Here is a 14,302-nt window from a genome sequence, read left to right on the forward strand (position 1 = left end):
GGGCGGGTCGGGGCGGCAGGGGGGCGGGATAATGGCGGGCGTGCCGGACGTATCGGAATTTCCGAGCCGAACGTGGAGCCGCCTGCAGGCGCGACTGTGGAAGGAAGCGAACCCCGAACTGCTGACCTACGCTCCGGGCGGCGGCTACCGGCCGCTGCGCCGCGCACTGGCCGACTACCTGCGCGTCGCGCGCTCGGTCAAATGCTCGCCGGACCAGGTGATCATCACGACCGGCATCCACCAGTCGATCGACCTCGCGGTGCGACTGCTGTCCGACATCGGCGATCGTGCGTGGGTCGAAGAGCCGTGCTACTGGGGCGTACGCAGCGTGCTGCAGGCGACCGGCCTCACGCTCGCACCGGTGCCGGTCGACGACGAGGGGATCGATCCGCGCGCGAGCGACATGCAGCATCCGCCGCGGCTCGTGCTCGTCACGCCGTCGCACCAATATCCGCTCGGCATGGTGATGAGTCTCGCGCGACGCCGGATGCTGCTCGAATACGCGCGTCAGCACCGCTGCTGGATCATCGAGGACGACTACGACAGCGAATTCCGCTATGGCAGCCGGCCGCTCGCGTCGCTGCAGGGGCTCGACGACGGCGGCCGCGTGATCTACGTCGGCAGCCTGGGCAAGATGCTGTTCCCCGGCCTGCGGATGGGCTACATGGTGGTCCCCGAGCATCTGGTCGACACATTCCGCACCGGACTGTCGGAGCTGTACCGCGAGGGCCAGCTGATGCAGCAGGCCGTGCTCGCCGAATTCATCATGGACGGGCACCTGACTTCGCACGTCAGGCGCATGCGCACGCTGTACGGCGAGCGCCGGCAATTGCTGATCGACGCGATCCGCGCCCGCTTCGGCGACGCGCTGCCCGTGATGGGCGACGAGGCCGGCCTGCATCTGGTGCTCGGCCTGCCCGACACGTGCGACGATCGCGTCGTCACGCAGAGCGCGTTCGACGCGGGCGTGATCGTGCGCCCGCTCACGAGCTACTACAGCCGCATGGACACCGCACGGCGCGGGCTGCTGCTCGGCTATGCGTGCGTCGCGCACGAAGGGATCGGCCCCGCGTTCGACACGCTCGCGCAAACCATCGAGCAGCATCTGCCGCGGCGCTTCACGCGTGCGGCATGACCGTGCGCGTCAGTTCGCGCCGCCCGCGCCGCGGTCGAGCGAGGCCGCGCGCACCGCTTCACCGGGCCTGGTGAACACGCGTTGCCGCAGTGCTGCAATCTGCGCGTCGCGGTCCTGCGGCGCCAGCCCGGCTGAGTCGATCTGCGCGCGCTGCGCCGCATAGTCGGCGTAGCGGCTCTGCCAAGATGCATCGTCCTGCTGCATCTGCGCGACCCGTGCGGCGGCCTCCGGGCCCAGTGTCTGTGTCAGTTGCGCGCGCATCGCGTCCGGCGTCGCCCCGCTTTTCTGCAACTGTGTGATCTGGTCGATTGCGGCGCGCTGCTGATCGATCCGCTGCTGCGCCGCCCGCTCGTCCGCCGGGATCTGCTGCGCGAGCGCCGCGAGCCGCTCGGCCTTCTGCGCATCCGTCAGCGTGCGGTCCTGCATGATCTTCAACCGCGCGAGATCGTGGCGCTGCCTCCATTGCTCCGCCCCGAAGAACGGCGTGCTCCAGTCGCCGAGCGTTCGGTATGCGATCGACGCGCGCTGGTCGAGTGCGAGTTGCAGCGCGCCGAGATCGGACTTGTCGACCGCGCCCGCATCCGGCAGTTTCGCGAGCGCATCGAGATACGCACGATACCGGTGCCAGACGTCGAGCGCTTCGGGCTGCGCGACCGTGCCGTCGAGCTGCGCGGCGATCTCGCGCACGACGAGCGCATCGAGCGCGGCCGCGCTCAGGTCGCTCTGCGCGGTCAGGCAGTAGTCGAAGAAATCGCGCACCGAGCGCGACTTCGCAAGATGGCCTCCGGCATCGAGCGGCAGCCGCGGCGCACTCGAACCGGCGAGCGGTGCCGGCAGGCCCGCGCTCGCCGGCACCGCGGCCTGCGGCGCGGCGGCCGCGCCACCAAGCGCCGCCGCCACCGCCGACGAGGGCGTGGCAGCAGCGCCGCGATGCGATGCCGCACCGTTCCAGATCGCCGCTCCGGCAATCGCCGCGAGCCCCACCGCCCCGTAGAGCGCAACGCGCCGCGCGAGCGGCGCGCGTCCTTCACGTGCCATCATCGATCACACGCCCGCGAGCTTCAGCCGGTTCGCATGCGTGCGGATCACCGCGACCGGATCCTCCGCGTACGCGCCGCGCACGCCGAGCAACTGGTTGATCTCGTCGAGGTGGTTCCACTTGTAATTCGTGCCGAGCACCTTCCCGTACAGTGCGCTGCACTTCGACACCAGCCCGTCGTTCTGGCCCGAGCCGCGATTGATCATCACCGTGCCGGTGCCGAGCAGCGCGAGCGTCGACAGATCGAGCGCGTTGGCCGGGTCGATCAACGGAATCGTGCTGGTATCCGTCGCCCCCGTGACGCCGAACGCGGAGATCGTCGGCTGGATCGCCGTGCCGGCCCACGAATACAGCAGATGCGTGTTGCCGCCGACCGTCTCCGTCGGCGCGCCCGTCTGGCAACTGCCTGGAGCACCGAGGCCGGCGCTCGGATAATTCCGGTTGTACGTGGCGGCCTGGGCGGTCGTCAGCGTCGTCAACGCGGCAAGCGCATCCTGGTCGGTGTTGTGGTTGCTGCTCGTCAGGATCCCGAACACATTGACGAACGCGGCGATCACCGACGACGACAGGCCGGTCGGATCGTTCGCGAGCACGCTCTGCACGAAGTCGGCGAACTCGGAGCCGCGATGCGGCGTGCCGATCGTCGTCACCGACGCGACGAGATCGGGCGCCACCGCGGCGACATAGCGCGACGTGAGGCCACCCTGGCTGTGGCCGATCAGGTTCACCTTGGTCGCGCCCGTCGCGGCGAGCACCGTCTTCACGTATGCGAGCAGCTGTTCGCCGCGCCCGTTCGGGCCGTCGTCGCTCTGGAAACCCGACAGGTTCGCGACATAGACGTTCGCACCGTGCTGCTGCAAGTCCTCCTGGATGCCGTACCAGTACTCGAGCACGCCCGCGTACTTGTCGGTGCCGGTAAGCCCGTGCACGAGGATGATCGGATAGCGCGTCGCCGCATAGTTGTCCACCGGCGCGATTGCCGCCATCGCCGTGTGCGCCGTCGCGAGCGTCATCGCCGCGGTCGTCCCGACGAACGGCGCGACGCTCATCGCGCATGCCACTGCCCCTGCCACCACCCTGGAACGCATCGATCTGGCCATGCATGTTCTCCTGATTATTGTGCTGCCGGTGCGAATGAGATCGGATCGACGCGCACGATGCGTTGCAGGCGCCGCGTGCGTCGAATGCGGGAGTGAATCACGAGTCGCGAACGTTTGCGCCCCGACTAGATACGGTTCTCTAATCGGTTGACGCGCCCCGCCCGTTCAGGCGGGGCCGCGTTCGTACGCGCGCATGCTGCATCGCACATGCGCGACAGGCGTTACAGCTTCGCGCTCACGCGCACCCATGCGGTGCGCCCCGGCTCCATCACCGGCGCGTTCGCCGGATAGCCGAAGCCCGCGTTGCCGGCCAGGTTCAAATGCTCGGCATAGGCCTTGTTCAAAACGTTATCGACACCGACCGAGACCTGCACCTTCTTGCTGACGTTGTACTGCGCGTGCAGCGACAGCACGCCGAACCCGGCGCTCGGGCCGAAGTCCTTGCCGACCACGTTGCCCTCATTCAGTGCATAGCGATGCTGCGGCGCAACGACTCGCCACAGGCCGCCGGCCGACCATGCGCCACGCGTGTATTCGAGCCCGACGCGCGCCTCGAGCGGCGGCATCTGCGGCAACGGCCCGCCGCTCGTCGCGTTGCGCCCCCACGCATAGGCGAGCGACGTCTCGACGCGCAGCGGCGCGACCGGCCGCCACGACACGCCTGCTTCGCCGCCCATGATCTGCGCGTTGACGTTGGTCGCCTGCGTGGTCGGGCCCATCATCCCGGCCGCGTAGTTGAACAGGATGAAGTCCTGCACATAGCCGGCATAGGCCGACACCCACGCGTCGAAGCGGTCGCTCTTGTACTGCGCGCCGATGTCGATCTGCGTGGTCTTCTCCGGCTGTACCGCGGAAAACGCATTGATCGAGCCGGCCGGCCCGCGCTGCGCAGAGAACAGCTCCCAGTAGTCGGGATAGCGTTCTGCGTGACCGACCCCGGCGTACCAGGTAACGGGCAGCGACGCGAGATCTCGCTCATAGCGCATGAAACCGCTCGGCAGCACGCGCGCGCGATCGTCATCGAAAGTCGGGTTCGGCTTGTTCATCATCATCCCGCTCGTGGTCGCACGCTTGTCGCGCGCGCTCGCGTAGTCGACCCGTGCGCCGCCAATCACGCGCGACGCGTCGTCCGCATACCAGGTCAGCTCGCCGAACGCGCCCGCGTTCCACATCGTCGCCTGCGCATTCCACGGCTGATCGCCGTAGTTCTGTCGCCCCATCGCCGAGCGCGCGTCGAGCCGGTTCGATTGCGCATCGACGCCGGTCACGAGCTTGAAGTCGTCGCCGATGCGGAACGTCGCCGCTGCGCGCACGCCGAGCGTGCGGCGCCGCACTTCGGACGCCATGCGCATCGGCATGCTGCTGGTCGGATCGGGCTGCCGCAGCGTGTAGTTGTCCATCACGTGGTCGGCTTCGTTGTAGTACACGCGCGCCTCGATCCGGTCGAGCACGTCGCCGAGATGGCGCTTCTCGAACGACAGACCAAACGTCTCGCGACGAAAATGCGCGCCGTCCATCCCGCGTCCCGCATAACGCGCGTAGCCGTCGCCGGCGCCGGCCGTCAGTTCGACGCGCGTGTGATCGTCGGGCGTCCAGCCGAGCGCCGCGTCCGCGTTCCACTTGTCCCACTGCGACGGCACAGTATTGCCGTTGCCGTCCTTGTAGTCCTGCGCGTGCGCATGGTTCGCGGTCACGCGGCCGTACCCATCCGGCGTGCCTGCCGTCACATCGACGTTCTGATCGTTGCGGCCGAACGAGCCGCCGATCACGCTGCCCTCGAAACGCATGCCGGGCCGCTCGAAGCGCGGCGTCACGCGTTCGAACAACACGGTGCCGGCCGATGCGCCGGGACCGTACAGCACGGTCTGCGGCCCCTTCACGACCGTAACCTTGTCGTAGCTTTCGGGCGCGATATACGAAGTCGGCGCGTCCATCCGGTTCGGGCACGCGCCGAGCGTCGGCAGCCCGTTCGCGAGAATGTTCAGCCGCGAGCCGAACATCCCGCGCAGCACCGGGTCGCCGTTGGTCCCGCCGCTGCGGATCGACGTGAAGCCGGGGATCGTCTTCAGATAATCCGCCCCGTCGCTCGCCGGCAGCGGCTGGCGCGGCGTCTTCGGATCCGTGACGACGACGAGCGGTGTCGTCAGCGGCGACGCGACGATCTCGACGGGCGGCAGCAGCACGGTCGCGTCGTCGGTCGGCGTACCGGCCGCGCTCGCGGGTTCAGCGGCAGCCGCCGCGGTCATTGCGCTGACGGCCAGCGCGGGAACGGTGAGTTTCAGCATTTGCGGCACGCGCCGCTTACGGGAATGGCGCGGCGCCGTCGGCGCGCGCAACGAGAAAGTGTTCATGGATCGAATGCCCGAGTGACGCCCTCCACGCGGTCTCGACGGACCGCACGGATATCGGCGATGAAAAAAACGGAAGACAGCGCGTCAGGCGCGCTCGGGCGGTGCGCGCGGATACGCGCGCGGATAGCGATCTTCGCGCGCCGCGGCGGCATGCAGTGCGGCGGCGGAAACGGTCGTGACGGAGACGAGAGCGAACGATGCAGCAGCCGGGCCGCCGCTCGCGGGACTGTGCGCGAAGAATGCGCAGTATCCGCATGCATCGAGATGCAACGCATGGTCGTGCGCGCTGACCGCACCGGCCGACCGGTGCGCGCCATGCTCTGCACTGCAGACGATTGCATCGGGCGTCGCCGCCTGTGCGATACGCCACTGCGACACCAGCGGCGCCGCGATCGCGATCCAGATCGCGAACACGCCGAGCCAGGCGGTCAAGTGACGATGTCGATGCAACATGCGCGGCAGTGCGTAAGAGAAATGTAAAAACAGCCGAGATGTTACAGAATGTTCGGTGCGATAGCCAGCCGTACGGACCGGTAAACGGCCCGGGGGCGCATGGTTGTCAACACAACCATGCGCCCCCGGAGCTGCAGCGTGGCGTCAGCGTGCGGCGATCACACCATGCGCCGCAGCACGTCGTCGCGCCGGATGAAATGGTGATAGAGCGCGGCCAGCGCATGCAGGCCGATCACGAAGTAGAACGCATTGCCGATCAGTTCGTGCGCTTCCTTGATCGTCGGCCGCAGCGCCTTGTCCGGGCCGAACAGCGTGAACGACACGCCGATCCAGTCGAGCGACACGGGCTTACCGCCCATGTTAACCATCATGATGCCGAGCAGCGGCTGCGCGATGATGAACACGTACAGCGCGAAATGCGCGAGCTTCGACAGCCACTTCAGCAGCGTCGCCTGCGGGATGGCTTCCGGCACGCGGCTGACCGCCCGCCACAGCACGCGCAATACCGACAGCACCAGCACGAACGTACCGGCCAGAAGGTGCACGTTCATCCAGAACACGCGACTGTCGCTGCCTTTCGGCCCGCGAATCTCGATGGCCAGGTAGGCCAGCGCCACCAGCAGAAAGATGGCCCAGTGAAAGAAGATCGCAGGCGAGCTGTAGCGCGTCTGTTTCGCAAGGATGTTTCTCATGCTTGGTCTCGTGTTTCTCGTGTTGTATTCGGGGAAAGCGCGCCGCGGCTGGCCTGGGCCGGGCGGCTGCCCCGATTGTAGCCGTCCGTGTGTCCACTGTTGCGCGACCGAATCAAATAACTGGAGAAACGGTGCTGCCCCGCCGCACGCCGGCATATGGAAAATCCGCATCGCGCGCGCGGACGGCTGTGGCACGATGAAGCTTTGGTGCGACGTCGCGCGGCCGTCATGAGCAAAGCGTTCTTCGTTGCAGCCTATCGGCTGATTGCCGCGTTGCTCGCGGTATCCACCACGCTGCACAGCATCGCGAACTACTGGTCCATGCCGAGCTTTCATCTCGGCAACTATCTCAGCTACTTCACGCAACTGAGCAGCCTCTACGCGGCCGCGGTGCTGGCCGCGGGGCTGCGGCGCATCGCGCGCCCGGGCTCGGCCCGCTACGAATCGATGCGCGGCGCCGCCGTGCTGTACATGCTGATCACCGCGATCGTCTACGCGCTGCTGCTCGCGCGGCTCGATGCGCTGCGCCACATCACGCCTGCCTTCAACAACTGGGTATTGCACCGGATCGTGCCGCTCGTGATGCTTTGCGACTGGCTGTACGTGGAGCCGCGCTCGCCGATCGCGCGGCGCAGCGCGTTCGCGTGGCTCGGCTTTCCGCTCGTCTATCTCGGCTATACGCTCGTGCGCGGCGCGCTGGAGAACTGGTATCCGTACCCGTTCGTCGATCCGCGTCCGCACGGCTACCTGCCGGTGGCAATCCAGTGCTCGTTGATTGCGCTCGGCGCGGCGGGACTTGCGCTCGGAATCCGCTGGCTCGGCAATCATGCGAGACAGTCCGGCGCCGCGACGCTCAAGGAAGGGTGAAGACGGGAGCGTGTGCGCCGCATGGCGCACACGTCGTGATGCGGTCGGTCAGCCGCCGTTGCGCGGCAGGAAGTTCATCGGATCGACGACCTTGCCGTTCTGCCGGACTTCGAACTCGAAAGTGGCGCGGCCGCTTGCGTCGGTCCCCATCTCGGCGACCGGCTGGCCCGCGCGCACTGCGTCGCCTTCGCTGACGAGCAGCTTGCCGTTGTGCCCGTAGGCCGTGATAAGCCCGTTGTCATGCTTCAGGATCACGAGCGGCCCGTAAGCCTTCACGCCCGACCCGGCATACACCACGCGCCCGTTTGCCGCTGCGCGCACCGAATGATCGGGCCCCGATGCGGCGATCACGACGCCGCGCGTCCTGCCGGCCGTAAACGACGTCACGACGCTGCCCGTGGCCGGCCATGCGAGCGAGCCTGGTTGTGCGACGGACGTGGACGGCTGCCCGAGCGACGTCGCGGCAGGCGGCGGCGCGACGCGCAGCACCTGGCCCGGCGACACGGCATCGGTGGGCGCCATGTGGTTCCAGGTGGCGACGTCCTGCACGCGCTGCCCGTAGGCGGCCGCGATGCCCGCGAGCGTGTCGCCCGGATTCACGCGGTAATAGCCGGCGATCACGCCCGGCGTGGCGACCGACGTCGGCGTCGACGGGCGCACCGGCTGCCAACTGTCGGTCCACGGCGTCATCGTACAGCCCGTCAACGCGGCGGCCGCGACGACGAGCGCCGCCTGCGGCAGCCAGCGCGCCAGGGAATCGTGGATCGGAATATTTTTTTTCAAGGGTCCTCCCGGAGTTGCGTCGTCGCGCCGCCCACCGCCCCCCGGCGCGCGACGCACGATGTCCGGCCAAAAAGCCGGACCGACCAGTATCCGACCGCTGTCGCGGCCGTCAGTTTCCACAGCGGAACGTCGACGCGAACGGGCTCACCGGCCCCTTTTTCGCGTCGCTCCGATCGGCAAAGATACCATTTGTCGCGCTCAGGACCGCGGCAAGCACGCGTTCCGGCAACATTCTTGCGGCGCCGCGCACGGGTGCCGGCGGCGCGCAAGCCGCGCCCGGCGGGCTTGCGCCGCACCGCGAGGCCGCGGCAGTCGGCGTCGAACTACCCGCCGTCACCCGGCCGGACGCCTCCTATACTGCGGAATGCGGCACGATCCAGCGACAACGAGGAGATCACCATGAACAACGCGACGTTTCTATCCGTGCAGCTCAACGCCGAGGATTTCACTGGTTCCAGCGGCCTCGTCGAATTGCTCAACCGGCACCTGCTGTTCGCCACCGACGTCGCCGAAGCGGCCGACGCGCTCGTCCAGCTCGCGAGCGTCACGCACCTGACGGGCGCCGCCCGCCACAGCGTCGAACTGCCGGTACTCGCGATCGAGCGGCTGCGCGAAGCACTCGACACGCTCAGCGGCTACGACGAAACGTGGCTGCAGGCGCTGGAGCCGGCCGGAGGACCATTCGCCGCGATCCGACGCGGTCCGCGACCGTTGCACTGATCCGGCCGGCATGCCAATGAAAACAGCCCGTCGTTCCGCGATACGGAACGACGAGCTGCTTGTCCTTCGGGGTCCGATCAGGCCACCAGGATGGCCGTTCGATTAACGACCCTTGTAGACCGGTGCGCCATCCGACACGCGCTTGACTTGCCAGCCGGCCTTCGCGACAGCCGGAGCGCCCGACTCTTGCTGGGCGACCGGTTGTGCGCCGTAGCCGGTCGTATCGGCAGCGGCGACGTTCTGTTGCGGGTTCAGACGGGCTTCAGCGGCCTGGATGCCTGCCGGGTAGTCCGTACGGTCGCTTCCCAGCTTGTAGCCGGCTTGTTGCAGAGCGGACAGTTCGGCCTTCACCTGCGCGCGGGTGACGGGTGCGTTTTGTTGGGCAAACGACACGGCGGGAACGGCGAGGACGGCAGCTGCAGCGAACGTTGCGATCAGCGATTTCATGATTACCTCCGGAATTTTTTTGCTCCGCCGCACACACCATGTCTGCAGCGATGGAACAGAGTTTAGTCCCGGCGTCCCCTAGGGAAAACCATGAAAGAACGAAAACACTGTTTCCCAGAAGCCAACAATTCCGGGATCCGGTAATCAAAAACCCTACTCAAAGAATAGAATTTCGCAACAATGCCGCCCTCGCGGGCCGGTTACGACCAGTTCGCGTGGAAGCTGCCCGGCTTGTCGGTACGCTCGAACGTATGCGCGCCGAAGAAATCCCGCTGCGCCTGCACAAGGTTCGCCGGCAGCCGCTCGGAACGGTAGCTGTCGAAGTACGCGACCGCCGACGCAAACGCCGGTACCGGCACGCCTGCCTTCACCGCGGCAACCACGACGTCGCGCAGCGACGCCTGGTAGTTCGCGGCGATGTCCTTGAAGTACGGATCGAGCAGCAGGTTCGCGAGCGCCGGATCCGTCGCGTACGCGTCGGTGATCTTCTGCAGGAAGCGCGCGCGGATGATGCAGCCCGCGCGGAAGATCTTCGCGATCGTCCCGAGATCGAGGCTCCAGCCGTACTCTTCGGATGCCGTGCGCAGTTGCGCGAAGCCCTGTGCGTACGAAATCACCTTGCTCAGGTACAACGCGCGGCGCACCGCTTCGATGAACGCGGCACGATCGCCGTCGAACGACGCGGCGGCCGGGCCCGACAGGATCTTGCTGGCCGCGACGCGCTCCGTCTTCAGCGACGACAGCACGCGCGCGAACACCGATTCGGTGATGAGCGGCAGCGGCACGCCCAGATCCAGCGCGTTCTGGCTCGTCCACTTGCCGGTGCCCTTCTGCGCGGCGCGATCGAGGATCACGTCGACGAGGTGCTTGCCGGTTTGGTCGTCCTTCTTGCCGAAGATCTTCGCCGTGATCTCGATCAGGTAGCTGTCGAGCTCGCCCTGATTCCACTCGGTGTACACCGCGCCGAGTTCTTCGTTGGTCAGGCCCGCGACGTCCTTCAGCACCGCGTAGCTCTCGGCGATCAGTTGCATGTCGCCGTATTCGATCCCGTTGTGGACCATCTTCACGTAGTGGCCCGCACCGTCCGGCCCCATGTACGCGACGCACGGCTCACCGTCCGACGGCGCCTTCGCGGCGATCTGCTTGAGGATCGGCTCGACCAGGTCGTACGCGTCGCGCTGGCCGCCGGGCATGATCGACGGGCCGCGCAGCGCGCCCTCTTCGCCACCCGACACGCCGGTGCCGATGAAATGCAGGCCCGATTGCGCGAGTTCCTGGTTGCGGCGGATCGTGTCGGTAAAGTGCGTGTTGCCGCCGTCGATCAGCACGTCGCCCTTCTCGAGCAGCGGCTTGAGCGACGCGATCGTCGCGTCGGTCGCTTCGCCGGCCTTCACCATCATCAGGATTCGGCGCGGCGTTTCGAGCGATGCGACGAATTCCTCGAGCGTATAGGTCGGCACGAGATTGCGGCCGGGGAATTCGGCGATCAGTTCGTCGGTTTTCTCGCGGCTGCGGTTGTACACCGACACCGCGTAACCGCGGCTCTCGATATTGAGTGCGAGATTGCGGCCCATCACCGCGAGCCCGATCACACCGATTGCTTGTTTGCCCATTATTCGATTCTCCGGAAAAAACAGGACGCGACCCGAGCCGGGCCGCGCGCACAGGCGAAAGGATAGTGGAAACCCGGCCGCGATGCGCGCATGCGCGTCATTGCTCGGCGTGCGGCAGGCGCCGGAACACGACGCTCAGGTTGTTGGCCGGCATCTCGACGACCTCGATGCAGTCGAGCCCGCGATCGAGGCCGAGCGCGACGACGGTCTCGAGATCGCGCACGCCCCACGACGGATCGCGGCTGCGCAACTGCAGGTCGAATGCTTCGTTCGACGGTGCCGTGTGACGGCCTTCGCGACGATACGGGCCATACAGGAACAGCACGCCGCCCGGGCGCAGCATGCGCGACGCCCCGGCGAACAGCGCGTCGGTGCACGCCCATGGCGAGATGTGGATCATGTTGATGCAGACGATTGCATCGAGCGCCGCGGCCGGCCATGCTGCGTCGCGCACGTCGAACGCGAGCGGCTCGGCCAGGTTCGCGAGGCCGGCATGCGCGACCCACGCGGCGATCGAGCGGCGCGCGTGCGCGTCGGGGTCGCTCGGCTGCCAGCGCAGCGCCGGCAATGCCTGCGCGAAATGGACCGCATGCTGCCCCGTGCCGCTCGCGATCTCGAGCACGTTGCCGCTCGCCGGCAGCACGCGGCGCAGCACGTCGAGGATCGGTTCGCGGTTGCGCTCGGCCGCCGGCGCCGACAACCGCGCGGACGGATCGGGGGCACCCGGCGATGACATCGGCCCGCTCACGATGCACGCTCCGGCGCGGTATCGCCGACGCCCAGCCGCGCCGTCAGCGCATCGAGCGCAGGCGCGCAGCGCGCCTCGACCTTCAGCGTCAGCATCGGATCGGCGCGCGTGTGGCCGAGGTTCAGCGCGGCGACGGGCTTGTCCCGCGCCTGCGCCCACACGCAGAAGCGGTAGCCCGAATACACCATCAGCGACGAACCGACGACGAGCAACGCATCGGCCGCGTCGAGCGCCTGCGACGCCAGCGCCACGCGTTCGCGCGGCACGTTCTCGCCGAAGAACACGACCGCCGGTTTCAGCAGCCCACCGCATGCGGGACACGCCGGAATGCGGAACGTGTCGAGCGCGGCCCACTCGAGGTGCGCGTCGCCGTCGGCGGCCGGCTCCGCCTGCGCGCCCAGCAATTCGGGGTTGTCCGTTTCGAGCACGGTCTGGATCGTCGCGCGTGCATGATGCGCGCCGCAATCGAGGCACGTCACGCCGTTGATCCCGCCGTGCAGTTCGATCACGTCGCCGCTGCCCGCGCGCTGATGCAGCCCGTCGACGTTCTGCGTAACGAGCCGCTCGATCCGGCCGGCACCGCCGAGCCGCGCGAGTGCGACGTGCGAGCGGTTCGGCTGCGCTCGGCCGACCACCGGCCAGCCGATCATGCTGCGCGCCCAGTAGCGTCGGCGTGCAGCGTCGGAGCCGAGGAATTCATGGAGTTGGATCGGCGGCGAGCGCATCCATTGACCGTTGCGGTCGCGATAGCCGGGAATGCCGGAATCCGTGCTGATGCCGGCGCCGGTCAGCACGAGCAGCCGCGGATGGCGCTCGACGAACGTGTGCAGCGCATCGAGCGCAGCCGGCTCGATGCCGGCGGATGAAGGGTCGTGCAAGGCGGTATCGTTCATGTCGGCGGTGCGTGATCGGGGTGCCGGCAGGCCGTGCGCCCGCACGGGCGGCCAGCGCGCCAGCACATGATACAGAACGCCGTGCGATCCGGCCGGAGGTCCGCGCGGCGCACCGGCACATCAAAAAAAGACGCCCATCGACCTCATGGCGATGGGCGCTTCAACAATTGATCCATCGGGGTAGTGGATCAACTGACAGCACAATGTCGTCGTATCCGCCGCGATGCGGCCGGCGGACCTTTCCCCTGAACTACGTCTTCGGTTTCCCGATGTCGCGCGGGTCGCTACCATGCAGCGCATGCGACGCATGAATGCACGCGTCGCGCTCGCATCTTGCATATTGGTGTGACGATCCGGAAGTCATGCTCGCCCATCTGCGTGCACCAGCGGCTCATCCCCGACGGCCGACTGGCACCTGTCGGCCTCGTGCGTCACGCATGCACGTCGTCGTCCGGAACGAACCTGATTCGATCGGATGGAACGGAAAGCCGTGTGCTCATGTCGCCACAATCAGCGGCGAAGCGAATCCACGGGCGGGTCGGCGATTCATGTTTGCAACACGATGCGTTGCGATTCGGTGTGTTTTCATTCTCTTGTCCCCGTCTTATATGCGTCCGACCCACTGAAGCGATTGCCGAACCGACTCCGCCGGCGATCGCGCTCACGGCCCATACGGATATGCAAGGAGCGCACCATGCTTCGCGGCACAAGGCCGCGCGGGCAGGTGAAATGGCCCCATCGGCAATCGGGCCGCGATGAATACACGCTAACGTTTCGAAAGTGAAACGACGGGAAAAAGCCCGCGCGATCGACGTCGGCACGCAGCGTTTGCCGCGGCGGCAGTGTTACAGGAATGGGACGGGCTGCGGCGTCGAGAGGATTCGCGCGACGCTGACGATCCTCTTACAGCCGATCGCGTGGCCGAAGCGCTCCGATCAACGATAGGCTTCGAGCGCCTTCACGCGGCGTTCGGTTTCGTCGACGACGCAACTGTCGTGTTCGACCAGTCCGAGCGTGCCGCCCGCATCGGGCTGCCGCGCCTCCGCGCAGCGGGTGTCGCGTGCCTTGAGCCAGCGGCGCTCGTCGTTGCGCAACCTCAGCTTGGCCGCTTCGTCGAGACTCGCCATCTTCGTCTTGTAAACGGCGTTCAACCGCTTGTCGGCCGCGTCGTATTTCAGTCCGAGGCAATTGCGGATGTCGGCCGTGACGCCCGACTCTTCGGCGGTCCTGCAGATATCGGCGCGCGGCGCTTCGTCCGCGACAGCGTTGCATGTCGCCGCGGACAGCACCGCGCTCGCCGCGAGGCCGGTCATCGTCTGCTGAAGTACGTTCATTCTGATCATTGCCTGATGACGGAACGCGCCGATTATGCCGGAACCGCCGATGCGTTCGATTGCCGGTGCTGCACGCACCGCAAGACGCGCGCAAACACGTTAGCATGCGGGCACGGCACGACTCGCG

The 14,302-nt window shown here is 67.2% G+C and carries 14 protein-coding genes; 3 read left to right on the forward strand and 11 right to left on the reverse strand.

Features of this window, described 5'->3' with window-relative positions; translation table 11 throughout:
• Nucleotides 1–1,135 (forward strand): MocR-like pyridoxine biosynthesis transcription factor PdxR (gene pdxR, locus J7024_RS17155; protein WP_234745319.1); only part of this gene is annotated, 1,135 nt, incomplete at its 5' end.
• Between the two features lie 9 nt (nucleotides 1,136–1,144).
• Here the strand turns inward: pdxR and J7024_RS17160 are convergent.
• From J7024_RS17160 to J7024_RS17180, 5 genes are all read right to left on the reverse strand, one after another.
• Complete coding sequence (locus J7024_RS17160) at nucleotides 1,145–2,176, reverse strand: lipase secretion chaperone (RefSeq protein ID WP_124826420.1); 1,032 nt, start codon at nucleotides 2,174–2,176, stop codon at nucleotides 1,145–1,147.
• Between the two features lie 3 nt (nucleotides 2,177–2,179).
• Nucleotides 2,180–3,274, reverse strand: coding sequence for a triacylglycerol lipase (locus tag J7024_RS17165; protein ID WP_124826421.1), 1,095 nt, complete (start codon nucleotides 3,272–3,274; stop codon nucleotides 2,180–2,182).
• Nucleotides 3,275–3,495: 221 nt separating this feature from the next.
• The gene (locus J7024_RS17170; RefSeq protein ID WP_124826422.1) at nucleotides 3,496–5,625 is read right to left on the reverse strand and encodes a TonB-dependent copper receptor; all 2,130 of its coding nucleotides are present in this window, start codon (nucleotides 5,623–5,625) and stop codon (nucleotides 3,496–3,498) included.
• A gap of 84 nt (nucleotides 5,626–5,709) precedes the next feature.
• Entirely contained in the window at nucleotides 5,710–6,078 is a 369-nt protein-coding gene (locus tag J7024_RS17175; protein WP_175770038.1) for a DUF2946 domain-containing protein, read from the reverse strand.
• Nucleotides 6,079–6,236: 158 nt separating this feature from the next.
• Nucleotides 6,237–6,770, reverse strand: a complete 534-nt coding sequence (locus J7024_RS17180; protein WP_096504031.1) for a cytochrome b — start codon at nucleotides 6,768–6,770, stop codon at nucleotides 6,237–6,239.
• Nucleotides 6,771–6,998: 228 nt separating this feature from the next.
• Between J7024_RS17180 and J7024_RS17185 the strand changes: the two genes are divergently transcribed.
• Nucleotides 6,999–7,637: a Pr6Pr family membrane protein gene (locus tag J7024_RS17185; protein ID WP_124826425.1), complete on the forward strand. Its 639-nt coding sequence runs from the start codon at nucleotides 6,999–7,001 to the stop codon at nucleotides 7,635–7,637.
• A 48-nt stretch (nucleotides 7,638–7,685) separates the two neighbouring features.
• On the opposite strand, the gene J7024_RS17190 is transcribed toward J7024_RS17185, so the two are convergent.
• Nucleotides 7,686–8,420 carry a peptidoglycan DD-metalloendopeptidase family protein gene (locus J7024_RS17190; protein WP_124826426.1) on the reverse strand — a complete coding sequence of 245 codons (735 nt, stop codon included), beginning with the start codon at nucleotides 8,418–8,420 and terminating at the stop codon, nucleotides 7,686–7,688.
• Between the two features lie 399 nt (nucleotides 8,421–8,819).
• Between J7024_RS17190 and J7024_RS17195 the strand changes: the two genes are divergently transcribed.
• Nucleotides 8,820–9,140 carry a hypothetical protein gene (locus J7024_RS17195; protein ID WP_234745320.1) on the forward strand — a complete coding sequence of 107 codons (321 nt, stop codon included), beginning with the start codon at nucleotides 8,820–8,822 and terminating at the stop codon, nucleotides 9,138–9,140.
• A 102-nt stretch (nucleotides 9,141–9,242) separates the two neighbouring features.
• On the opposite strand, the gene J7024_RS17200 is transcribed toward J7024_RS17195, so the two are convergent.
• From J7024_RS17200 to J7024_RS17220, 5 genes are all read right to left on the reverse strand, one after another.
• Nucleotides 9,243–9,587 carry a DUF4148 domain-containing protein gene (locus J7024_RS17200; protein ID WP_096504037.1) on the reverse strand — a complete coding sequence of 115 codons (345 nt, stop codon included), beginning with the start codon at nucleotides 9,585–9,587 and terminating at the stop codon, nucleotides 9,243–9,245.
• A gap of 200 nt (nucleotides 9,588–9,787) precedes the next feature.
• Nucleotides 9,788–11,200 carry an NADP-dependent phosphogluconate dehydrogenase gene (gene gndA, locus J7024_RS17205; RefSeq protein WP_124826428.1) on the reverse strand — a complete coding sequence of 471 codons (1,413 nt, stop codon included), beginning with the start codon at nucleotides 11,198–11,200 and terminating at the stop codon, nucleotides 9,788–9,790.
• Nucleotides 11,201–11,297: 97 nt separating this feature from the next.
• Nucleotides 11,298–11,936, reverse strand: coding sequence for a DUF938 domain-containing protein (locus J7024_RS17210; protein WP_124826589.1), 639 nt, complete (start codon nucleotides 11,934–11,936; stop codon nucleotides 11,298–11,300).
• A gap of 8 nt (nucleotides 11,937–11,944) precedes the next feature.
• A complete protein-coding gene (locus J7024_RS17215) occupies nucleotides 11,945–12,841 on the reverse strand; it encodes an NAD-dependent protein deacetylase (protein ID WP_124826429.1) in 897 nt (298 codons plus the stop codon).
• 935 nt (nucleotides 12,842–13,776) lie between these two features.
• A complete protein-coding gene (locus tag J7024_RS17220) occupies nucleotides 13,777–14,175 on the reverse strand; it encodes a lysozyme inhibitor LprI family protein (protein ID WP_234745321.1) in 399 nt (132 codons plus the stop codon).
• Between the last annotated feature and the right edge of the window lie 127 nt (nucleotides 14,176–14,302).

Source organism: Burkholderia sp. WTPI3 (assembly GCF_021483755.1).
GTDB lineage: Bacteria > Pseudomonadota > Gammaproteobacteria > Burkholderiales > Burkholderiaceae > Burkholderia.

Bases quoted from the DNA above. Each gene is read 5' to 3' on its own strand.
- J7024_RS17160 (WP_124826420.1), bottom strand. From the start codon at position 2,176: ATGATGGCACGTGAAGGACGCGCGCCGCTCGCGCGGCGCGTTGCGCTC.
- J7024_RS17165 (WP_124826421.1), bottom strand. From the start codon at position 3,274: ATGGCCAGATCGATGCGTTCCAGGGTGGTGGCAGGGGCAGTGGCATGC.
- J7024_RS17170 (WP_124826422.1), bottom strand. From the start codon at position 5,625: ATGAACACTTTCTCGTTGCGCGCGCCGACGGCGCCGCGCCATTCCCGT.
- J7024_RS17175 (WP_175770038.1), bottom strand. From the start codon at position 6,078: ATGTTGCATCGACATCGTCACTTGACCGCCTGGCTCGGCGTGTTCGCG.
- J7024_RS17180 (WP_096504031.1), bottom strand. From the start codon at position 6,770: ATGAGAAACATCCTTGCGAAACAGACGCGCTACAGCTCGCCTGCGATC.
- J7024_RS17185 (WP_124826425.1), top strand. From the start codon at position 6,999: ATGAGCAAAGCGTTCTTCGTTGCAGCCTATCGGCTGATTGCCGCGTTG.
- J7024_RS17195 (WP_234745320.1), top strand. From the start codon at position 8,820: ATGAACAACGCGACGTTTCTATCCGTGCAGCTCAACGCCGAGGATTTC.
- J7024_RS17200 (WP_096504037.1), bottom strand. From the start codon at position 9,587: ATGAAATCGCTGATCGCAACGTTCGCTGCAGCTGCCGTCCTCGCCGTT.
- gndA (WP_124826428.1), bottom strand. From the start codon at position 11,200: ATGGGCAAACAAGCAATCGGTGTGATCGGGCTCGCGGTGATGGGCCGC.
- J7024_RS17210 (WP_124826589.1), bottom strand. From the start codon at position 11,936: ATGTCATCGCCGGGTGCCCCCGATCCGTCCGCGCGGTTGTCGGCGCCG.
- J7024_RS17215 (WP_124826429.1), bottom strand. From the start codon at position 12,841: ATGAACGATACCGCCTTGCACGACCCTTCATCCGCCGGCATCGAGCCG.
- J7024_RS17220 (WP_234745321.1), bottom strand. From the start codon at position 14,175: ATGAACGTACTTCAGCAGACGATGACCGGCCTCGCGGCGAGCGCGGTG.